Here is a 21,705-nt window from a genome sequence, read left to right on the forward strand (position 1 = left end):
GTGTGCTGGTAGATGCATGCCCTCCCTTACGAATTGGAGAGAGTGACATGAACAGAAGTGGAGTGCCAGAACCCAGGATTGCGTTTGCTCCCAAACATTATATATGCAGGCGTGCGCAGGAACCGTTGGTGTTAGACGGTCGTGTGGATAAGGCATTTTGGGATGCGGCCCATTGGACAGATGATTTCGTTGATATCGAAGGTGATCTTCGTCCAAAGCCTGAGAAACAGACGCGGGTAAAAATGCTGTGGGATGACGACTATTTCTATTTTGCTGCCGAGCTGATTGAAGATCAGATATGGGCTACCTTGACTGAGCGTGATTCCGTTATTTTTTATGACAATGACTTCGAGATTTTTATCGATCCCGACGGGGATTCCCATCAATATTATGAGTTCGAGATCAATGCGCTCAATACGGTATGGGACCTGTTATTAGTGAAGCCGTATCGGGATGGTGGGCCTCCGGTTAACGGTTGGGATATTAGCGGTCTCAAGACAGCCGTATATATCGATGGGGAACTGAACAGACCTGGTGCAGAGAACCGGAAATGGTGCGTGGAAGTCGCGATTCCCTGGGCCAGTCTAAAGGAATGTGCCGAAGGAAACCGTCCACCTGCGCCGGGTGAGTTCTGGCGTGTCAACTTCTCGCGTGTGGAGTGGCAGACGGAAGTGCAAGACGATGAGTACCGCAAGGTATTGAATCCAGAGACGGGTAAACCTTATCCCGAGGACAACTGGGTGTGGTCACCTATGGGCATTATCAACATGCATTACCCGGAGTTATGGGGTTATGTTGTATTCTCGGATGACGGAACGGATCAGTCATTTGAATTGCCTGAAGACGAACGAATCAAATGGGAGCTTCGCAAGCTTTATTACCGTGAACGTAATTATTATGAAAAGCATGGTGAATTTACCCAAGATGTGAAGTTGCTTATGGGTAAGGAATCGTGGAGCTGTGAGCCTGTTATTGAAACGACTCGCAGCCTGTTCCAGATTACTGCGCCGTCTTTGGACGGAACGGCCTTGATCTGTATTCGGGAAGACGGAAAGCTGTGGAAGGAGTGAGAACGCAATGACCAGCCAAACCTTGGTATTTTCCCTTGATGCACAGTCATTGGAGAGGATCGAGCAGAAGTTCCAGGAGAAGGTACGTTTTGCAGAGGCTCGCAAATCGGAGTTGTTTCATATTTTTCAGCAGGAGCTAACGCAAGAAGAGACGTGGGCATTGAAGTATGTCTATGCCTATATGCCGGTAAACGACATGGCTGATTATAACGGGGACTTGTTCTTGAGTCATGTGCGCCGGGCATTGGACACCCGTAAACGTGTGCCTTGGGGAGAACGCGTTCCTGATCATTTGTTCCTTCATTTTGTACTGCCTTATCGCATAAATACGGAAAATATTGAAGATTACCGCGGCTTATTGTATGACGAATTAGCCGAGCGGACTACGAACTTATCCATGGCAGATGCCATTTTGGAGACCAATTACTGGTGTCATGAAAAAGCGACCTATATAGGCAGCGATCTGCGTACGATATCACCGCTGACGATGATCCGCAATGCTCGTGGTCGATGCGGCGAAGAATCCACGCTGGCGGTGGCCGCTCTTCGCAGCATCGGTATACCTGCCCGTCAGGTCTACACACCGCGCTGGGCTCACTGTGACAGTAACCATGCTTGGGTAGAAGCCTGGGCAGATGGTCAATGGTATTACATCGGTGCATGCGAGCCGGAAGTCCGTCTGAACCAAGGGTGGTTCAGTCCGCCAGCCCGGAGGGCCATGTTGATTAATACGAGAATCTATGCCGACTATCCCGGCCCAGAGGATATTACGCTCTCCGAAAAGGGATTTACGGAGATTAATCTGCTTGAGAACTATGCGCCAACACGCAACATCTATGTGAAGGTGAAAAATGAACAGGGAGAGCCCGTACCCGGCGCGAGCGTCCGTTTTGAGCTGTACAATACGGCTGAATTTTATCCAATTGCCGAGATTAGGACGGATGCACAAGGGGAAGCGACCTTTAAGACAGGCTGTGGCGACCTTTTGATTCGTGCGGTTAGCGGCGGCAAGTGGAGTGAGATCCTATTCAAGGCTCAGGAAAACAAGGTTATAGAGCTTGTGCTGAACTCATCAGAGCAGCCTACAGGGATTGTAGATTTCGATATAGTTCCTCCTCCGGAAAGGGAGGGAGAGGCTGTGATTGTGTTACCGGAAGAGAAGATCCAGATTCACAATCGTCGGCTGGAGGAAGGAGCGCAGACCCGGAGCGAGTATGAGGACACGTTCCTGAGTGAGGAGGAAGCTGTCTCGCTGGCTAAAAAGGTTGGACTGCCCTCGGTACGTGTGTGGGATGTTCTCCAGCAGGCAAGGGGGAACAGTCGTGAAATTGCAGCTTTCCTAGAGGAACGTTCCAATTCATACGGTGAATGGCCGCTCCGGTTGCTGGAGTCGATGAATGAAAAAGATTTAATTGATACCCTTCGCCAGACGCTGGACGATCATCTGATTGGTGCACTCTCGCAGCAAGGATCATGGGCGGAAGATACGTTTGTGAGATACATCCTGTGTCCGCGGATCTCCTATGAGATGCTGGTCCCTTATCGAGGTGTATTCCAGAATGCCTTTTCGGCAGAGGAGGTAGTGACGTTCAGGGAAAATCCTGCGACACTTGCCCGAATGCTGGAACAGGAATACGAATACTATGAAGATCTTCCTAATCTAAAAGGTAAAGGGAATCCGATAGGGACGTTTAGTCTAATGAAGGGAGACTCTCAGTCGCTGGATATTTTGTTTGTGGCTGTATGTCGCAGTTTGGGTATTCCGGCCCGATTACATCCGAGCGCACAGAAACCACAGTATCTAAGTGACAGAGGCTGGGAGGATGCAGTGTTTAGTCTCGCCTTACCTCAAACTCAGGAGAGCACAAGCTGGGGAATGCTCCAACTTCATAGGGATATAAAAGCTTCGCAGGATACACCTGAAGCATCTTATTTCGAGAACTTTACGTTTGCCCGTCTGGAAGATGGCGTCTACAAGACGTTGATTTATCCTTATGGCAGTACGGATGTCTATAGTGAGCCATATGAGGTTGAGGCAGGAGCTTATCGCTTAACGACAGGCATTCGTCTGAAAGATGGAACGGCAAAAGTACGATTCGTTTACTTTACCGTGAACGCCGGAGATACAACTGATGTTGTATTGTCTTATCGCGAGAATGAGGTTGATATTCCTGTACTGGGTAAACTGGCACCAGGAAGTATACTGACCCGTCTGGATGGTTCAGAGGTAGAACTGGAGGAACTTCTGGGATCGGAGGGTGCCATTGCTGCCTGGATTGAACCGGAGCGGGAACCGACCAAACATCTGATTCGTGAACTGTGCGAGCTGGCAGAGCCGCTGGATAAGCTGGGCATACCCATCGTACTCATGATCGGAGATATGGAATGGAACGCTGCCTTTGACCCTGCTGATTATCCAAAACTGCCTGTACGCACGGTTTTTGTACGAGATTCCAGTTATGCTTCCTTTTCAGGCTTCAATTCGAAGCCTGCGGCTTATGAAGCGGGTTATCCACATCTGTTTGTGCTGGATACTCAGCATCAAGTTCGTTATCTGGCTTCCGGGTACAAGATTGGTACCGGGAAGGAAGCCTTGCAGATTGCTGCTGCGATATCTCAATCATCGAACGGATCGGAGTGAAGAGAGTGACGAGATATATTGCTGCGGGTTATGCTGTTGATTCAGTTCTCCCCGATATGGCACATGAGGATCTCTTGAAGTTAACACATCTGAACGTAGCCTTCGGACATGTCAAGAATGATGCAATCACCACCGAGCATTTAAAAAACGGCCATGTGATCCAGCACATCAAGCGGGAGCATCCGAATCTTACAGTGCTGTTGTCTGTAGGCGGATGGAGCGCAGGCGGTTTTTCCGAAGCCGCCTCAACCCAGGCGGGGAGGGACAGCATGGCTGCATCTGCGGTCCGGGTGCTGGAGGAATATCCATTTGACGGGATTGATCTGGACTGGGAGTATCCTTGTTATGGTGAAGCAGGTATCGCATCCAGTCCTGATGATAAACGGAATTTCACTTTACTTCTCAAGACGATGCGGGAGGCACTGAGTGCCAAGGGAGAAGAGGAGGGCCGTTATTATCTGCTCACCATTGCGGCAGGGGCTGATCAATACTACGTTGATGGTACAGAGATGGCTAAGGTGCAGCAGTACCTGGACTACGTGCAGTTGATGACCTATGATATGCGTGGCGGTTTTCAAGTCCTGACTGGACATCATACGAATCTGTACACGCCAACCGGAGATCTGTTTCGAATCAGTACGGATGCTTCCGTGAACCTGTTTATTCGCGCAGGCGTTCCGAAGGAGAAAATTGTGATCGGAGCTGCGTTCTATTCCCGGATCTGGACTGAGGTTCCTGACGGAAACTACGGGCTCCATCAAATGGCCGGTAGTACAGGTGGATATGGACCATCATTTGCCGAGCTGGAAGCGAAGTACATTAACAAGAATGGTTACACTCGTTATTGGGATGAAGAAGCCTGTGCACCGTTTCTGTTTAATGGGTCCAGCTTAATATCGTATGATGATGAAGAATCGATCCAATGCAAATGTGATTACGTAAAGGATCAAGGTCTGGCCGGGATCATGTTCTGGGAGTACGGCTGTGATCCAACTCACCGTTTGCTGGGTGCAGTACATCAAGGGCTGAAGGTTCTTCCAGCTGGGAAATAGGATAAGCACGTCGAAGCCGACGGATCGATTATGTCTAAGGACTAAAAACATACGAAGGGGCCGTCCTATACGTCATGAGCATGGCGTATAGGACGGCCCCTTGTTTGCGTTATTTTGGTCTAATGAATCAGGCACGGTTATTCGCTCTCATATACATTGTTTACTGTTTTGAGATGTAACCATTCACAGAGACAATGTATCCCTTTATCCAATACATTCCTCGTCATCATCATCAGGGGAATCGGCGGAGCCGTTGGGACGGTGCATTTTACGGTATTGCCCTGGGGTATAACCCGTCTCTTTTTTGAATTTGCGGATGAAGTTTGGTGTATCCAGGTAACCGACACGCGTGATGATATCTTTTAACGGATCGGTAGTATGCAGCAGTAGTCGAATGACCTCATCCATCCGTTTCTGCCAGATATATTGGGTAAAGTTCATGCCGATCTTTTCTTTGAAAGAACGACTGAAATAGGATGAAGAGATCGTGAATTTCGATGAAATCGTACCCAGACTGAGATCATAATCAGAGAAATTGGCATCGATATAAGCAACAATTTCATCCATCAGGGAGCTTTCTTCCGTTTCACTCTTTGCCTCGACATGGGCGCAGATTTCGGCGGCAAGACCTGTCAGTTTTTTCTCCAAATCCTCCAACGAGTCGTAGGAAGTGATCCTTGGAAGTTGATCAACCACATGATGAATTCCAAGCTCCGAAGCGGTTTTGAGCATTGTATTCAGAATATCAAAGCAGATGCAACGCAGCAGCGGTACAGACGGCATTTCGGATTTCAGGGTATTCAACGCAGTTGACACCATCTGAACCGCCACATCATAGCTGCCTTGTTTTAAGCTCTGAACCAGCTTTAATAACACATCCTTAGGAACCCAGAAGGAAGAATCCTGTACATCGGAACCGGAAAGGTTGTTAAAGTATGTACTGCTGCCCTGTCCATGCAGCATCGATGCTTCCAGAGCGGTCGAGGCCTCAATGTAGGACTGATTCAGCTGTTTCGGATAAATGTACCGATTGCCTATCCCAATTGCGGGCGCGACCCCGGTGTGTTCTGTCACCATCCATTGCAGTTTTTCAACAATAGGCTCCATACGAGCATTCAGTCTACCTTCATGCTCTATTTCGGCATCGAATCCCACGATAAGGGCCAATTGGTCTGCCTGTGGCAGCTCCACGCCGTAAGCATATGCAGACAACTCCGGCAGCTCCACATCGTTCATCAGCTGCATGACAGTAGGTTGCTCGGGGTTATCACCGATAGGAAAAGCATGCATTTCCCAGCCCATGGTCATCACAAAATAATGGGATCGGTTAAAGCGTATGCCAAGCTTATCCGTAAACTCAGAGGGGAAATCTCCGGTGTGACCGTGCTTCAGCAACATGAGCAAAATATGATTGCGAGCATAGGGCTCCTGAAGATCTACGCGCTGACTATAATCATGCAGTGTTTTCTTAATCCATTCCAGCTCGTTGGTGGTGGAGGATGGATCAGGATCATTTTTCAACCGAATGAACTCCATTAAGTCTGAAATCGGATGGTAATGTCTTCGGGCCAACATAATGGCGAGGAACGTGCCCATCACCACCATGAAGGAGAAAACAAGAACAACAAAGGTGCGAATATGAACGATTCGGCTAAAAAATTGGTTGCTCGGCATAGCGGTCACATAAGTCCAACCCGCATCCGATTTAACGGATACAACCGAATGTGGTTCTTGATTTAAGGAGATGCTGTGCGTTCCGGGTTCAAGAGCAAACAGAGCGTTAACTTCCTGTTCGGATATGATTTCTCCCTTGTAATTGGCTGCCAGTACTTGCCCGAAATTATCGAAAATATAAGTCATCCCGTGATAGTCGCTGAGGATGGAATCAATTAGGCCCGTCAGATTGGACTCGTGAATCAGGTACATGACGGTTCCATGGGCGGGCGTATTGTTAGGTGCAATCGGTACAAGGTAGGCCAGCATGGAATTGGGTATTCTGGTTCCTTGGACGACCTGCTCCGCTGGACGTATCGTGGGGGACTGTACGTTATTCAAATCCCGGATCATGTCTGTTTTGTTCCACGTAGTAAATTTGTAGCGGCCAGTGAATACATCCAGGTTCTCAGAACCTTGAGAAGAATAGATGTTATCATCTCCGCGGAAGAACAGGAATAACTCATCGATAATGGAACTGGTAGCTTTGTATTTGACCAATGCGTTTATTGATTCCCGGCTATAGTACGGATGGTGGGTCCAATACCGCGTTAACTGCTCATCGTAGGCGATGCGAAAAGCGATGTCTTGTAGTTCCTTCATGCGATCATCAATGACAGTTTTGGCTTGAGTGAGCTGATTGACATTGGTCTGCTCGATCTCTGAACGGAGCGTGTCCACAGCGTTGTGATAAATAATGATGGTTAAAATAACAAGAGGGATAAGGAAAATGGAGATATAGGATAGGGTGTACTTAAACAGAAGCTTGGACTTGAAGTGATTCCATTTCATATCTGCAACCTCCCGTTTTTCTTTCGTGCTGCAGCGATAGCGCTCTCATATGGGCAGTGAAGTTATTGCCAAGATGGGAACTGCTGGGGTGTTCCTTCTAAAAATACTAGGAGAACTTCTCTAATAAAGCAATGGTTCTTTTATAAATTCAAGTGCAATCCGTAATAAAGATATAGCTATAGCAAAATCCCCTCAAAGTTCACTCATTTCCTTATGCTACCACACAAGGCTTTTCAAAGAGTATCTACTTTAAGGGGATAATTTTAGCTTATCATATATTATATTTTTCTATTACTGAATATAGGAGTTAAAACGATTATTCGTCCAGAGGTTCATAGTCAAACCAATCGTAACTTGCAGGTGTACACTCCCCCGATGGAGCATAAGCGTACATGGCGATCATCACACCTGTGAAACCACTTGCTACTTCGGTAGATAACAGATGTGTTTCCCCTGAACCCACTTCGATGGCATCGGATGAACCTTGCTGGTAGAGGAACGTGAAGTGATTACGGTCAGCCTTGATTTGTAATACAACCGGCCCCGTGTCACAGTCAAACACCTGCTCGGTTCGCAGAGAGCCGACGGTTCGCCGTAGTATGATTTTCTTCTGCCCATCGATCCGTGTTACAACCAAATCGTAATGATATTTATCATTCATAAATAAGGTTAATCCAGCTTCCTCACCGCTCACATTTGGCTCATAACGTAGCTCGGTTGCCATATTGCATAAGAAATGGCTCAATCGACGCCCGACAAAGGTTGGATTTTGTCCATCATCGAGTGAAACCGAATGACCTCGGAGGATGAGTTGCCCGGGATTTTCAGTGAGCGTCCAACTACCCGGAACTGGATTACGTAAGAAGATCCAGTTCATGCCTAATGATGGTTCGTCAAAATCATCCCGAATAGCCTGGGGCGACCAAGGGTGCTCAGTCAACAAAGGCCCAGTCATCTCCTGCTCAATATGTCCGTCCACACCGATCACTGGCCAACCGGTGTCCGTCCAAGTGACAGGTGCCAGGAACGTTTCACGTCCCAGATGGTGCCGCATGGGGTAACCTGCTGGACGAATGCCAAGAGATACGGCCCACCAGCTTCCATCCTGGATCTGGACAAGGTCTGCATGACCGGTTGCATGAATGCTGGATTTCATGCTCCGATTGGACAGAATTGGATTATGAGGACACGGATCAAATGGTCCGTATGGCTCTGTGCTCCGAGCAATGGTCTCCATATGACCATACTCGGTTCCACCTTCGGCGATCATCAGATAGTAGAGGCCGTTTATTTTATACATGTGGGGAGCTTCGGGGGCTGCTCCTCCGGTTCCAGTCCAGATCAATCGGCTATCGGTTAGTCTGGATCCGGTCGTGATGTCTATCTCGCATTGATAGATGCCCTCACCTTCATCGCCGTTACAGGCCGTTTGAAAATACACATGTCCATCTTCATCGAAGAGAAAAGAGGGATCAATGCCGCCCTGATCAACAAAAATCGGAGCAGACCATGGTCCCTCGGGCTGGGCACTACGTACATAAAAATTTCCGCCGCCGCTGACATTGGTTGTTGTCATATAGAACCAACCATCATGGTACCGGAGTGTTGGGGCAAAAATACCGCCAGAGCTGCCTGCGTTCGCTAAAGGGAGTTGCTCAGTGGTTGTGAGGACATGGCCGATCTGTCGCCAGTTCACAAGGTCTTTGCTGTGGAAGATGGGTACACCAGGGAAATATTCAAAGGTACTGGTTACCAGATAATAGTCTTCATCTACACGGCAGATACTTGGATCTGGATAAAACCCCGGAATCACCGGATTGGTATATTTCATCATTATGCTCCTATTCATTTCGAGAGTTTAATATGGATCTGAACGTGAACGTATGAAATGTATCCTTGCTATAAGGGGAATTATATCGTCTTTAATCATTTCCAACCTTGATTTTTCGGTCCTCGAATAGCATGATATAGACATTCAACCCAACATGGTTTGCGGAGGGGAATGCTTTTGAGTAATGCATATTTGAGATGGTTTACTTCGGATCAGCAGTTTCCATTTTTCATTCAGTATGGTGGACACGACCAAGACATGGAACTTCATAATCATGTGGACTTTACGGAACTTGTCATTGTTCTGAGTGGTCATGCAACCCATGTGGTGAACACCGAGGAATTTTTTATTAAAAAAGGGAACGCATTTGTGATTAATGGCGACACCCATCATGCGTATAAAGACCCTCATGATTTTAGGATCTGTAACATTATGTTCAGTCCCGAAATGCTTGCTTCGGCTGGGCCTGATCTGAGAAAATCTAACGGCTTCCAGGCGCTGTTTGTTTTGGAACCGTTTTATCGTAATATTCACTCCTTTCCGAGTAAATTGGCGTTATCCATTTCCAGTCTGGAGTATGTAGAATCGCTGATATCGTTCATGATTGAGGAGTATCAGAGTAAACAGCAAGGGTATCAGACGATGTTGATCTCACGTCTTACGGAGATGGTTGTTTATTTGTCGAGGCAATATGATACGCAGGAGAAGGGGATCGAAGGTAATAATCTGATGCATCTGGCAAATGCCATTTCATTTATCGAAGATCATTATCTGGAGCCATTGTCGCTAGAGGATATTGCGGGGAAGTCGAATATCTCAATAAGGCATCTGAATCGGATTTTTCGATCCTATTATCAGATGACCCCGATCTCTTATCTGCAAAAGTTGCGTTTGGAGAAGGCGTGTCATTTGTTGAAAAACGGGAATATGTCCATCACGGAAATTTCGTATGAATGTGGATTTAACGACAGTAATTATTTCACCCGTCAGTTTAAGAAAGCTTTTGGCAAGTCTCCCAAAACATACAGGCAGACTCATTAATATCTGACCGAATATAAGACACCAAAACAGGGCCTCCTCATATGGAGGTCCTGTCTGCTGTCTCGGGAAAAATTCAATAGTCCAATAGCCGTCCGTTGTCATGCCACTGACCGTACATTTTATTTTCCTTTGTGTTGGTTATGAACTTATCCAGTCTGCTCTGGAATAATGCTGGCTGATTCTTAACACTTTGGATCGTATCGATCCGAACGTTTTGATACAGGGTAGGGAAGGCCATGAAATTTGCATAAACCTGATGGTCTTCTTTCAGCCTTTGTTCGATCACACCATCAATAGTGAAAGCATTTGGCTTCATAACAGGAAGAACCTCTCTACCCTCGTCATGCATGAAGCCCAACTTTTCAAGTCGACGGACACGTTCCTTGTTCAATTCAGTCCATGAGCTACGTTTACTCCTAGGAGATAATCTCTGTGCTAATTGAGTCTCGGATATTTTCTTTTTGACTCCATAGATCCAGCCAAAACACAGCGACTCCTCAACCACGTCCAAATACAGCAGGGTATTTGGCACGGGTTTCATGCTTATCATTACCCAGCAAGATTTCTCGACTTTTCCATGCGTCTGCAACCAATTTCTCAATTCATTTCTCGACGTCACGGGGATACAATGTACATGTTCCATCCGATTGTCAACTATACTTGAGCCGGTTCCTGATACCAAAAGAGTGAATAGTCATTCATGATGGAGGCATGCCCTAATTGACGCAGCATGGTAGAAACATTGCCTCGATGATAGGTGCCGTGGTTAACAGCATGGAATACGATTTCCGATAAGCTGGTTTCGCGAACGCCGGCAAATGGATTATCGAGTAGAATGGTTTGCTCCAGATCCGCTTGGCCTCGTAACCACTCACTGTATTGTGCCGACAGGTCGGTAAAACGTTGGACGTACTCATCCACAGAACCGTGAATTTCACTATTTAGTGGTATACATGCTTGCAGTGCCTCGGGCATACCGGTGCCATTCAATACCTCGTACCACATTTTATCTACGGCGTAGATATGGCTGAGTGCGTGAGCAATGGTTGGAAACGAACTGTTCACTTCCTGACTCAGTACGGAAGAGGGCAGTTCCTTGATTCTGCCCAGGATTGTTTGAGTGGCCCATGCGTGGTAATTATACATTTGCTCCGGATGATTCATTGATAATCGTCTCCTTTAATTTCGCGATAGATTGGGTTAACTTACTGAGATGATTATAAAAAAAGAAGTATGACAACAGCGTGTCATACTTCTTCATAGAGCTTAAGTGCGTTTTGAAGTTGTTCTTTCAGGATGCCTCGTAATTCAATCGGTTCAAGCACCTCAGCACCACTTCCCAAACTAAGCAGAAACGACCAGAGCCATCTGGCTTGTAACGGTTGATGAACCTGGATCCGCATCGTCATACTTCCATCCTCGTGAAATTGCTTATCTGCCTGTTGAAAATGATCCATGGCTTCCGCGAGCGCTTCCGGGTTCACCCGAAATACCACATCACTTACCTGATCTTGCCATGACGGATCTGACACAACCGTCTCTTGGGGAAGCTCAAGGTGGGGTTGGAAGTGTTCCGATGTCAGTTGCACGTTCATCATCCGGGACAGTCGGAACTCGCGATAATCCTGCCGTGTCTGGCAAAATCCATAAACATACCAATTACGATATTTAAAATGAAGTCTTACCGGTTCCAGATGGCGGGGTGTATGTTCATTTTTTGTATTGATGTAGTCAAAACGGACAACCTGATGATCCGTAATACCTTTACGCAGATGAGGAAGGGCATCAGGTTCTGTTCGGCGTGTCTCCAGATCCACCGATAGACTTGGGGTTTGATGCTCCGGTCCAATCGTTTGCAGACGTTCAATCGTACCTTGTGCACGTGCATCTTCGAATACTGTGGATAGACTACTCAGGACAGTTATCAGGGAATCCACATCATAAGAACCAAGCAAGCTTTTATCCATCTTGTATCCGTCCATCATGCCGTAGCCGCCTTTGAGTCCCTGATGGGAGACGACCGGGAAGCCGGCGGCACAGATTACATCAATATCCCGATAGATCGTTCTTGGGGACACCTGAAACTCTTCCGCCAAGGTGGAAGCAGACAATACTTCGTGGTTCAGCAATTTGTATATGATTGAGATTAATCGCTCCAATTTCAAAAGGTATCCCCGCCCGTTATTCCATTTTGTCATTACAGGCCATTATTATATCACGACATGGTGAACAACATGGAGGATCACAAAGGGTCTATAGGAAGTCATATCATCCAGTATGTTTGTTTCACAACTTGGTTGAATAAGTTCTTAGGCGAGATGAAAAAAAGAGTGCTGGATAGCACCCTTTTGAAGACACATTGTTGTTGCTGTTGTTGTGTTGAACAGTTACGTTAGCAAATCGGTCGAGGCTTAATATCGAGTGAATAGTCAGAGCCGGCTCTACTCTTCTTGCACGTTATAGAGAACCCGAGCGAGCAGATTCTGTCCATAGTTACCGAAGTTTTTACCAAAGATCGTTAAGCCCCGTTTGTTCAAAGGTTCGTCCGTAACCGCAATGCGGAAGTGAATATCGCTTTTGTAATCCAGCCCAATCTGGTCCAACGTCACGTCCGAGATGCGGCATCCGTCGATATAGCTGCCTTCCTGTGTAATCCGGATCAGCTTCAGCATGCCGTACTGATTCAAGTGCGGAGGCCACCATTCCGGGTTGAAGGTACCGCGTGTATTGCCAAAATCCCCCGGACTAGTCCAGCAGCCAATCTCAATACCGTTAATGTAGAAATAAATATCCGAAGGGTAATTGTCACAAAAGCCAGGGGCCTCCGATCCCAGTTCCATCGACAACTGAATTTCGCTAAACGACTGATTAGGCTTGAGATAGTTGGGAATCCGATATTCCAGATAACCTTCAGCCAGCCAGATCATCTCCGCATCAATTCGCAGTGGATCAGCAAAGTAACGCGGATCGTCGAACTCTCCAACAATGCTGTCCCGGGTAGCGAGACCACATGTAGGTGCAGCCTGATAATCGCTGTAATGACCGACCTGAATTTCCACCTCATAACGATTGTTAATCTCCTGTGAACGCAGATCAACCATCAATTTTTCCTCATTGAGATAACATATCTTCTGAATTCCATGTTTGCCAACGGCGGTGTTGATCTCGATCAATCCGCTCTCTTCAAGCTTCTTGATATGCATTGTGATGGCACCATTGCTCAGTCCCAGCTTGGTTGCGAGATCATTGAGATTAAGGCTTTGGTTCTTGGCCAGCAGCTCGATGATCTGAATCCGGATTTCCGAACTGAGCGCTTTGAAGATATTCACACCCGACATCAGATCTTTAATATAAATCATAGGTGGATTTCCTTTCCCCGTTCTGAACAAAGTCTTCGACACAGACATTTGCACATTTATATGTTTTATTTCAGATAATTATAAATCATTCCCTCATGGAAGGGAAGGGTGGAGAAATAGAAGCCAAAACCCTTGTGTATAGCGCAAATACGAAAATATAATCTATATTTTGTTCACTATTCCGGTTAAAATAAGTGTTAATCAGTTCACATATATTTGAAATATACCATTGAAATGTAATGTAACCGCTTTTATAATCCTATTATACCTAAATTGATTCATTACTTCATGAACCTAATTAACCATTTGATCAGGAAAGGTGGAGTTTGGTTTGGAAAAGTTAAGCAATGTGAAGAGGTTTAAGTGGAAACGGTTGGCGTTACCGGCATTACTTGTGATGGTATTACTGCTGGCAGGTCAGTCAAAAGCTTTGGCGGCGTTCTGGAATCTGACCGGAGATACCGCTGTTCATGATCCGTCGATTATCAAAGAGGGCAGTTCCTGGTACACCTTTTCAACCGGCCCGGGCATTCAAGTATTGAAATCCGATAATGGATCGTCCTGGTATCGTGTTCCACAAATCTTCTTAAGTAAGCCATCCTGGTGGGCTTCTGCCGTTCCGGGACAAAGCGGATTGGATGTATGGGCACCGGACGTAGAGCAGTACAACGGAAAAGTATGGCTCTATTATTCGATCTCTACCTTCGGTTCCAATCGGTCTGCAATTGGTCTTGCGTCTGCGAACAGTATCGGTGCAGGGCAATGGAAGGACGAAGGATTGGTGCTTCAAACCACGACCGCCAATAATTATAATGCCATTGATCCGAATCTGGTCATTGATGCTTCAGGCAATCCATGGTTGGCCTTCGGTTCTTTCTGGAGCGGTCTGAAGATTGTCAAGCTGGACAAAAATACGATGAAACCGACGGGAAGTATAACTTCCATTGCTGCGCGCCCGAATAACGGAGGGGCTATTGAAGGACCAAGTATTGTATATCGTGGCGGTTATTATTACCTGTTTGCTTCCATTGATTCTTGCTGCCAAGGGGTGAACAGTACCTACAAAATGGTCTATGGACGTTCGACCAGTATAACAGGCCCTTATGTGGACAAAAACGGAGTTAATATGCTGAATGGTGGCGGAACGATATTGGATACAGGCAATGTGAAATGGAAAGGTCCAGGTGGTCAGGACGTGTACAACGGTAATGTCATCGCAAGACATGCCTATGATGCAGAGGATAATGGCAATCCGAAATTGCTGATTAATGACTTGCTTTGGGACTCGAATGGCTGGCCGAAATACTGATTTGTTTTATATAAATATAAAATGTTTTATAAAAGTGTTGACTAAAGTGATCTGGATTTGATAAATTTAACAACAGAAATCTTATTTCATCCAATTGAATACGGTTACAAGTCCAGATCAGGAGGGGTTCAGATGGTAAAGAAAAAGAGTTGGGTCACATTTATGCTTCTTATGCTGGTAAGTGCGCTGGTACTTGCGGGATGCGGAGGAAGCAGCGGTGCAAGTGGGGACAAGGAGTTAACATTTATGTTCCGCGGCGGTACAGACGAGCAGAAAGCATACCAAGCGGTGGTCAAGAAATTCGAAGAAGATCATCCGGGTGTGAAAGTCAAAATTATCGTAACGGCTGCGGATCAATATGCGACCAAGCTGAGAGCGGCAATTACAGGCAACAGCTTGCCTGACGTATTTTATATCAATCCGGGTGACGTGAAAGCGTATGTGAACAGCAATGTGCTGATGAACCTCACTTCGTATATTGAAAACAATCCGGATGTGGATCTCGATAATATCTGGAAATACGGCGTGGACCTGTATCGTTATGATGGAAAAATGGCAGGACAGGGCGATATCTACGGTATGCCGAAGGATCTGGGGCCATTTGCACTGGGCTACAACAAAACGTTGTTTGAAAAAGAGGGCATCCCACTCCCTGACAAGGATAAACCATACACATGGGAAGAGTTCATCAAGGTGAACCAGCAAGCGACCAAAGATACCAATGGGGACGGTAAACCGGATGTGTACGGTACCGGATTCAACGTACAGTGGGCACTGCAATCCTTTGTATGGAGCAACGGTGGGGATTGGTTGGATGAGACCAAAACTAAGGTAACGATTGATGATCCAAAATTCGCGGAAGCACTGCAATTCTTCGCAGATATGCAAAACAAATACAAAATCACACCTTCCATTGAGGAAGCGCAAACATTGGATACGTATCAACGCTGGATGAAAGGTGAAATGGCTTTCTTCCCTGTAGGCCCATGGGATATGAGTACATTTGAGAAATTACCTTTCGATTATGATTTGCTACCTTTCCCTGCGGGATCGACTGGCAAATCGGCAACGTGGATCGGATCTCTGGGAATTGGAGTATCTGCGAAAACGAAACATCCAGAAGAAGCAGCAGCATTGGTGAACTACCTTACAGCTTCGAAGGAAGGCATGCAGCAACTGGTGGATGCCAAGGTACAGATTCCGAACTTGCTTGATATGGCAGACGAGTGGGCCAAAGATACATCCACGAAACCAGCCAACAAACAGGAATTCATTGATATCGTTGAGGATTACGGCCGGGCTCTGCCAGGTAACTACACGTACAATGCGGAATGGTATGACCTGTTCTTCACAGACATCCAGCCGGTATTGGATGGCAAGATTACAGCCGCAGACTATGTGAAGCAGCAACAACCGAAAATGCAAAAACTGCTCGACAAAGCGGTTGAACAAGAAAAGAAATCTCAGAAATAGTAGATAGGAAAGGGTGATGCCGGCAGCCTGCAATCATGCTGCTGGCATCATTCGTATTGGAACTTATTGGATTCCATACGGGCATGTGGCATTCGTTGATCGGCAAGGTTCAATCGAAGAATGCCACATGCTGATACTAGAAACAGGGGTGAACGCCGTGATTACGAAATCGAGTTTGTATCGCAAAGAGATGCTGTACGGATATCTGTTTATTTTACCTCCGATTCTTGGATTGCTGATCTTTGTCATGTTCCCGTTCCTCTACTCCCTTTATGGTTCCTTTACGGATTGGGACGGACTGGGACAGATGAACTTTATCGGTTTGGCCAACTTCAAGGATTTGCTCACGGATGACCTCTTCTACAAAGCGATGTTTAATACATTTTTCCTGATGCTTGGTATTCCGATTGGATTGTTGCTCGCATTGTTGCTGGCCATGGGTCTGAATCGTAAAATTCCCGGCACAACGACATTCCGTGTGATCTATTACATTCCGGTCATTTCTTCCCTCGCTGCGGTGTCCATTATGTGGAACTGGGCGTACAACGGGGATTATGGTCTAGTGAACCAGTTCCTTGATCTGTTTGGGATTAAAGGTCCTAACTGGCTCGCGAACAAAGACACGGTCAAACCCGCTCTGATTATTATGACGGTGTGGAAAGGTCTCGGATACACGATGTTATTGTACTTGGCGGCACTGCAAAGTGTATCACGTACATACTACGAAGCGGCTGAACTGGATGGAGCCAATGGGTTCCAGATCTTCCGCAATATCACCTGGCCTATGGTGAAGCCAGTTACCTTTTTCCTCATTGTTACAAATATCATTGGTGGTTCCCAAATCTTCACCGAGATGAACATTATGACACCTACGGGTGGTCCTGAATATTCTTCGGCATCGATCGTTTTCTACATCTGGCAGAAAGCCTTCAGTAACTTGCAGATGGGTTATGCCTCAGCGATGGCCATGATTCTTGGTATTTTCATTTTTGTCATTACCCTGGTGCAATTCAAAATGAACGAAAAATCAGCCTATGATGGGGATTGATTGTCAAGGAAAGGAGTGAACCGGAGATGTCTTACAGTCAAAAGAGGAAATTAACAAACTCGATCATTTTTATCGTACTTGCGATTGGGGCAATTGCAATGATTGCACCACTGATCTGGATGTTGTCCACGTCATTGAAGGAGAAGCAAGATGTGTTCGCGCTTCCGCCTGTATGGATACCTGAAGTATTCCAATTTGGAAAGTATAAAGAAATCTGGGAAGCAGGTCCGCTGCTCAGCGGGATCAAAAACAGCCTCATTGTTGCGGTGAGTGTAACGGTGGTGGGTACGTTTACGTCCAGTATCGCAGCCTTTGCTTTTGCCAAATTAAGATTCCCACACAAAAACAAACTGTTTCTCGCATTGCTGGCATCCATGATGATTCCTTATCCAACAGTCATGATCCCGCAATTCATCATGTTTGCGAAGCTGGGCTGGGTGGATACGCTGTTACCACTGATTGTTCCTGGCCTGTTCGGTAACGTAATCATGATCTTCTTCCTTCGCCAATACCTGCTTAGTGTACCTGATGCAATTATTGAGGCGGCCAAAATCGATGGAAGTTCCTACTTCCGGTTGTACTCCAGTATTACGTTTCCACTCATCAAACCGGCGATTGCTGCACAGTTGATTCTCTGGTTCATGGGCATCTGGAATGATTATCTGGCACCGATTATCTATCTGAATTCACCGGAGAAGCAGACGTTACAGCTCGTTATAGCAAACTTTAATGCCACGTATGCAATTCAAACCGATTACCCACTTATTATGGCGGCGTCGATTGTGGCTCTGTTACCTGTATTAATCATCTTCCTGATCTTCCAGAAACAGATTATTGAGTCGGTTGCTATTTCAGGAGTGAAGGGATGAACCAGCGGAAGAAATTCCGACGGTGGACATTTTCGAAGAGAGGGGTTGTTGCTTCCATGTTGCTGATGCTGATTGTTGGAGCTACGGGTTGTTCTGGAGAAGGAGCAGGAGAAACGGTGTCCCGTCCCGTCTTTCCTGAAGCTCCTCAATATACTCAGCTGTATGACACATCCATACTGGATGATGAATCCCGTTGGACGGTAAACAATGCGCATGATCCAGCTATTATCAAAACCGATCAGGGATACTACGTCTATTCCACAGACGTGCGTGTAGCAGGAGAAGCAAAACCCGGCGTCATGGTACGCAAATCAGATGATCTGATCCACTGGACATGGGTAGGTCAGGCTCTGCCGGGTATCCCGCAAGAAGCGCTGGACTGGACAGGTGCGGCCAATCTGTGGGCACCGGATGTGATTCAGGCTGGTGATACCTATCGGATGTATTATTCGGCTTCTTCTTTTGGCAGTACCCAGTCGGCGATTGGTCTTCAGACATCCTCATCTCCCGAAGGTCCTTGGACAGATGAAGGACTCGTTGTGAAAACCTCTGCGAATGAACAGGACAAATTAAATGCCATTGATGCCAATCCCATTGTGGATGCCGAGGGTAATTCGTGGATGGTATATGGTTCATTTTTTGACGGCATCTATATTGCGCCACTCGATCCGGAGACGGGGAAATTTAAGGACGAGGGTTATGGTACACGCATTGCCGCTCGGGATCGTGCTACCGAAGAAGGTGCAGTCGAAGGTCCTTACATTGTGTATAACCCCGAGTTCAAAAAGTATTATCTGTTCGTCTCATATGATTCCTTGTTCGAAGATTATAACGTGCGGGTTGCGCGTGCTGATTCAATCACAGGACCGTATACGGACATAAACGGCAATAACATGCTGGATACAGAGTATCTGCCGCAATATGAGATCGGCACCAAAATTCTCGGCGGTTATCGCTTCACAGACGGCGAGGGCTGGGTTGCGCCCGGACATAACTCCGTTTTGAAGGACGGAGACGATTATTACATCGTGCATCATGCGCGGGGTGAGACGGATAAAAACTGGCCATATCTGCATGTACGCAAAATGTTATGGACGAAGGATGGCTGGCCTGTGGTTTCACCTGAACGTTACGCTGGTGAAACAGCACAGGATGTTCCGAAGTCCATGATTGCCGGGGAGTGGGAAGGCATGGCAATTGATCCGTCCGTGGACGGGCAGATTCAAGCCGTGCCTTATACCTTAACGGACAAAGGAAAAATCCAAAGCGAAAAAGGTTCAGGAACCTGGACGTTTGATGACAAACAAACACTGACACTAAAGTGGAAAGAAAGCCCATGGGGCGGAGCTTCCACGGAAGAGCTGAAGCTGCTCCCGTCCTGGGACTGGGAGCGAAGCCAACCTGCGCTGGTGGTGACAGGGCTCGATGACCACGGCGTGGCGGTCTGGGGCAAGCAGATCAGCGCTGTGGAGGAATAAGGGTCGACCCAGAGGTTGCACAGCTGGCCACAAGATTATAGGCCAGCCGTGCACTTGGTTGGGAGAGTCGGCTCAGGGCAAAGCGGTCCACACTATATTTACCGAGCTACATTCAAGGCTCGAAGTGAGGTTGTAACTCAGCGAGCGCGGTAAAAGCGAGCAACCGCTCCGATGGTGCACAAGCAGTGAGGGGGAGGAAGGAGCCGCAGGAGTGAGTTTGGCATCCGATTTCAACCGCCAAGAGCGGTGGAAAGAGAAATCGGAGGACAAGAGAGCACCAAGGCCCTACCGCCACCGAACGTCTGCTGTGCATGGCAAAGCTGGCCAATAGCTCTGCGGCTAGCCCTGCATTACATGGGGAGAGTTGACCAAGCGAAGCGGTCAATCCCATAAGACCGAGCCACCAAAAAGGCTCGAAGTGAGGTTGTAACCCAGCGAGCGCGGTGAGAGCGAGCTGCCGCTCCGAGGGTGCACAAGCAGTAAGGGGGAGGAAGGAGCCGCAGGAGCGAGTTTGGCATCCGATTTCAACCGCCAAGAGCGGTGGGCAAAAGAAATCGGAGGACAAGAGAGCACCAAGGCCCTGCCACCCCCGAACGCCCGCTGTGCATGACAAGCCGGCCAATAGCTCTGCGGCCAGCCCTGCATTACATGGGGAGAGTTGACCCTGCGAAGCGGTCAACCCCATAAGACCGAGCCAACAAAAAGGCTCGAAGTGAGATTGTAACCCAGCGAGCGCGGTAAAAGCGAGCTGCTGCTCCTATGGTGCACAAGCAGTGAGGGGGAGGAAGGAGCCGCAGGAGTGAGTTTGGCATCCGATTTCAACCGCCAGAAGCGGTGGAAAAGAAATCGGAGGACAAGAGAGCACCAAGGCCCTGCCACCCCCGAACGTCCGCTGTGCACCACCCCAAAAAGGTTTTCGTTTTTTGCGCAATTGGGTTAAATCTCCAAACTTCGAGCCAAACAACATTTGAAAGGGGAGCATTCCCATGACTGATTCTATTACATTTACTAATCCCATCCTGGAGCAGCGCGCTGATCCTTGGGTGTACCGTCATACAGATGGTTACTATTACTTCTCCGCTTCTGTACCAGCCTTTGATCGGATTGAGATCCGGCGAGCAGAGACTTTGGAAGAGTTAAGAGATGCCAAGCCAGTAACAGCTTGGACCAAGCGTGACACAGGGCCAATGAGTGCCAACATCTGGGCACCGGAGATTCATTTTATCGATGGCAAATGGTACATACATTACGCTGCGGCTCACACCAGTGAGACCAACGAAGGACTGTTCGATCATCGGATGTATGTTCTAGAGAACGATTCCGCGAATCCACTCGAAGGAGAGTGGGTAGAGAAAGGGCAGATTTACACCCGGTGGGAATCATTCGCACTGGATGCAACGACCTTTGAACATAAGGGTATCCGCTATCTGGTCTGGGCACAGAAAGATCCTGATATTGTGGGCAACTCGAACCTGTACATTTCCGAAATGGAAAACCCGTGGACGCTACGCGGCGAACAGGTCATGATCTCTACACCGGAGTATGATTGGGAAATCATCGGCTTTAAAGTTAATGAAGGAGCAGCTGTGATGCATCGGAATGGACGGTTATTTATCGGCTACTCGGCAAGCGCGACCGATTACAATTATTGTATGGGTCTGCTCACCGCAGATGAAAATGCCGACTTGCTTGATCCGGCCAGCTGGGTGAAATCACCCGAGCCGGTATTCCAGACTTGTGAAGCGAACGGCCAATACGGTCCGGGCCATAACAGCTTTACGGTGTCACCGGATGGCAAGACCGATATTCTGATTTATCATGCGCGTAATTACAAAGACATCGAGGGTGATCCCTTGTATGATCCGAACCGCCATGCCCGTGCTCAAGTAATTCATTGGCGTGAAGATGGCACACCTGATTTCGGTGTTCCGGCACCGGATGGCAGAGCAGCAGCGGAAGCGAAATAAGATGTAATGAAACCTTATATCCGAGAGCCCTTAGTTAGCGAGTGATGCTGATTAAGGGCTCT

General features: G+C 47.3%; 16 protein-coding genes. 10 read left to right on the top strand and 6 right to left on the bottom strand.

Features of this window, described 5'->3' with window-relative positions:
- Nucleotides 1–47 precede the first annotated feature (47 nt).
- From NZ043_RS15330 to NZ043_RS15340, 3 genes are read left to right on the top strand one after another with little or no spacing between them, the layout of a single operon-like run.
- A complete protein-coding gene (locus NZ043_RS15330; RefSeq protein WP_339312544.1) occupies nucleotides 48–1,070 on the top strand; it encodes a carbohydrate-binding family 9-like protein in 1,023 nt (340 codons plus the stop codon).
- A gap of 7 nt (nucleotides 1,071–1,077) precedes the next feature.
- Nucleotides 1,078–3,711 (top strand): transglutaminase domain-containing protein, encoded by a 2,634-nt coding sequence (locus NZ043_RS15335; RefSeq protein WP_339312546.1) that lies wholly within the window; start codon nucleotides 1,078–1,080, stop codon nucleotides 3,709–3,711.
- 5 nt (nucleotides 3,712–3,716) lie between these two features.
- Nucleotides 3,717–4,763, top strand: a complete 1,047-nt coding sequence (locus NZ043_RS15340; protein WP_339312548.1) for a glycoside hydrolase family 18 protein — start codon at nucleotides 3,717–3,719, stop codon at nucleotides 4,761–4,763.
- 204 nt (nucleotides 4,764–4,967) lie between these two features.
- Here the strand turns inward: NZ043_RS15340 and NZ043_RS15345 are convergent, their stop codons facing one another.
- Together NZ043_RS15345 and NZ043_RS15350 are read right to left on the bottom strand one after the other, a co-directional pair.
- A complete protein-coding gene (locus NZ043_RS15345) occupies nucleotides 4,968–7,268 on the bottom strand; it encodes an AraC family transcriptional regulator (RefSeq protein WP_091034008.1) in 2,301 nt (766 codons plus the stop codon).
- Nucleotides 7,269–7,584: 316 nt separating this feature from the next.
- The gene (locus NZ043_RS15350; protein ID WP_339312763.1) at nucleotides 7,585–9,099 is read right to left on the bottom strand and encodes a glycoside hydrolase family 43 protein; all 1,515 of its coding nucleotides are present in this window, start codon (nucleotides 9,097–9,099) and stop codon (nucleotides 7,585–7,587) included.
- A 177-nt stretch (nucleotides 9,100–9,276) separates the two neighbouring features.
- On the opposite strand from NZ043_RS15350, the gene NZ043_RS15355 reads away from it, so the two are divergent.
- Nucleotides 9,277–10,140: a helix-turn-helix domain-containing protein gene (locus NZ043_RS15355; protein WP_091034003.1), complete on the top strand. Its 864-nt coding sequence runs from the start codon at nucleotides 9,277–9,279 to the stop codon at nucleotides 10,138–10,140.
- A gap of 73 nt (nucleotides 10,141–10,213) precedes the next feature.
- On the opposite strand, the gene NZ043_RS15360 is transcribed toward NZ043_RS15355, so the two are convergent.
- The 4 genes from NZ043_RS15360 to NZ043_RS15375 form a co-directional block, all read right to left on the bottom strand.
- Entirely contained in the window at nucleotides 10,214–10,783 is a 570-nt protein-coding gene (locus tag NZ043_RS15360; protein WP_339312551.1) for a YdeI/OmpD-associated family protein, read from the bottom strand.
- An 11-nt stretch (nucleotides 10,784–10,794) separates the two neighbouring features.
- Nucleotides 10,795–11,304 (bottom strand): DinB family protein, encoded by a 510-nt coding sequence (locus NZ043_RS15365; protein WP_339312553.1) that lies wholly within the window; start codon nucleotides 11,302–11,304, stop codon nucleotides 10,795–10,797.
- A gap of 83 nt (nucleotides 11,305–11,387) precedes the next feature.
- Nucleotides 11,388–12,305 carry a YafY family protein gene (locus NZ043_RS15370; protein WP_339312555.1) on the bottom strand — a complete coding sequence of 306 codons (918 nt, stop codon included), beginning with the start codon at nucleotides 12,303–12,305 and terminating at the stop codon, nucleotides 11,388–11,390.
- A gap of 276 nt (nucleotides 12,306–12,581) precedes the next feature.
- A complete protein-coding gene (locus NZ043_RS15375; RefSeq protein ID WP_091033990.1) occupies nucleotides 12,582–13,499 on the bottom strand; it encodes a winged helix-turn-helix transcriptional regulator in 918 nt (305 codons plus the stop codon).
- Nucleotides 13,500–13,896: 397 nt separating this feature from the next.
- On the opposite strand from NZ043_RS15375, the gene NZ043_RS15380 reads away from it, so the two are divergent.
- The 6 genes from NZ043_RS15380 (at nucleotide 13,897) to NZ043_RS15405 (ending at nucleotide 21,643) form a co-directional block, all read left to right on the top strand.
- Nucleotides 13,897–14,808 carry a glycoside hydrolase family 43 protein gene (locus NZ043_RS15380; RefSeq protein WP_053061664.1) on the top strand — a complete coding sequence of 304 codons (912 nt, stop codon included), beginning with the start codon at nucleotides 13,897–13,899 and terminating at the stop codon, nucleotides 14,806–14,808.
- 132 nt (nucleotides 14,809–14,940) lie between these two features.
- On the top strand, nucleotides 14,941–16,281 hold the full coding sequence (locus tag NZ043_RS15385) for a sugar ABC transporter substrate-binding protein (RefSeq protein ID WP_091033985.1): 1,341 nt from the start codon (nucleotides 14,941–14,943) through the stop codon (nucleotides 16,279–16,281).
- A 157-nt stretch (nucleotides 16,282–16,438) separates the two neighbouring features.
- Complete coding sequence (locus NZ043_RS15390; protein WP_036611613.1) at nucleotides 16,439–17,329, top strand: sugar ABC transporter permease; 891 nt, start codon at nucleotides 16,439–16,441, stop codon at nucleotides 17,327–17,329.
- 26 nt (nucleotides 17,330–17,355) lie between these two features.
- Complete coding sequence (locus NZ043_RS15395) at nucleotides 17,356–18,198, top strand: carbohydrate ABC transporter permease (RefSeq protein WP_036611483.1); 843 nt, start codon at nucleotides 17,356–17,358, stop codon at nucleotides 18,196–18,198.
- A gap of 56 nt (nucleotides 18,199–18,254) precedes the next feature.
- A complete protein-coding gene (locus tag NZ043_RS15400) occupies nucleotides 18,255–19,676 on the top strand; it encodes an arabinan endo-1,5-alpha-L-arabinosidase (RefSeq protein WP_339312765.1) in 1,422 nt (473 codons plus the stop codon).
- A gap of 986 nt (nucleotides 19,677–20,662) precedes the next feature.
- Nucleotides 20,663–21,643 carry a family 43 glycosylhydrolase gene (locus NZ043_RS15405; protein ID WP_339312560.1) on the top strand — a complete coding sequence of 327 codons (981 nt, stop codon included), beginning with the start codon at nucleotides 20,663–20,665 and terminating at the stop codon, nucleotides 21,641–21,643.
- Nucleotides 21,644–21,705 lie beyond the last annotated feature (62 nt).

The sequence above is a fragment of the Paenibacillus sp. FSL k6-2145 genome (genome assembly GCF_037976585.1).
In the GTDB taxonomy this organism is placed as follows: domain Bacteria; phylum Bacillota; class Bacilli; order Paenibacillales; family Paenibacillaceae; genus Paenibacillus.

Bases quoted from the DNA above. Each gene is read 5' to 3' on its own strand.
- NZ043_RS15330 (WP_339312544.1), top strand. From the start codon at position 48: ATGAACAGAAGTGGAGTGCCAGAACCCAGGATTGCGTTTGCTCCCAAA.
- NZ043_RS15335 (WP_339312546.1), top strand. From the start codon at position 1,078: ATGACCAGCCAAACCTTGGTATTTTCCCTTGATGCACAGTCATTGGAG.
- NZ043_RS15345 (WP_091034008.1), bottom strand. From the start codon at position 7,268: ATGAAATGGAATCACTTCAAGTCCAAGCTTCTGTTTAAGTACACCCTA.
- NZ043_RS15350 (WP_339312763.1), bottom strand. From the start codon at position 9,099: ATGAAATATACCAATCCGGTGATTCCGGGGTTTTATCCAGATCCAAGT.
- NZ043_RS15360 (WP_339312551.1), bottom strand. From the start codon at position 10,783: ATGGAACATGTACATTGTATCCCCGTGACGTCGAGAAATGAATTGAGA.
- NZ043_RS15365 (WP_339312553.1), bottom strand. From the start codon at position 11,304: ATGAATCATCCGGAGCAAATGTATAATTACCACGCATGGGCCACTCAA.
- NZ043_RS15375 (WP_091033990.1), bottom strand. From the start codon at position 13,499: ATGATTTATATTAAAGATCTGATGTCGGGTGTGAATATCTTCAAAGCG.
- NZ043_RS15380 (WP_053061664.1), top strand. From the start codon at position 13,897: ATGGTATTACTGCTGGCAGGTCAGTCAAAAGCTTTGGCGGCGTTCTGG.
- NZ043_RS15385 (WP_091033985.1), top strand. From the start codon at position 14,941: ATGGTAAAGAAAAAGAGTTGGGTCACATTTATGCTTCTTATGCTGGTA.
- NZ043_RS15395 (WP_036611483.1), top strand. From the start codon at position 17,356: ATGTCTTACAGTCAAAAGAGGAAATTAACAAACTCGATCATTTTTATC.
- NZ043_RS15400 (WP_339312765.1), top strand. From the start codon at position 18,255: ATGTTGCTGATGCTGATTGTTGGAGCTACGGGTTGTTCTGGAGAAGGA.
- NZ043_RS15405 (WP_339312560.1), top strand. From the start codon at position 20,663: ATGACTGATTCTATTACATTTACTAATCCCATCCTGGAGCAGCGCGCT.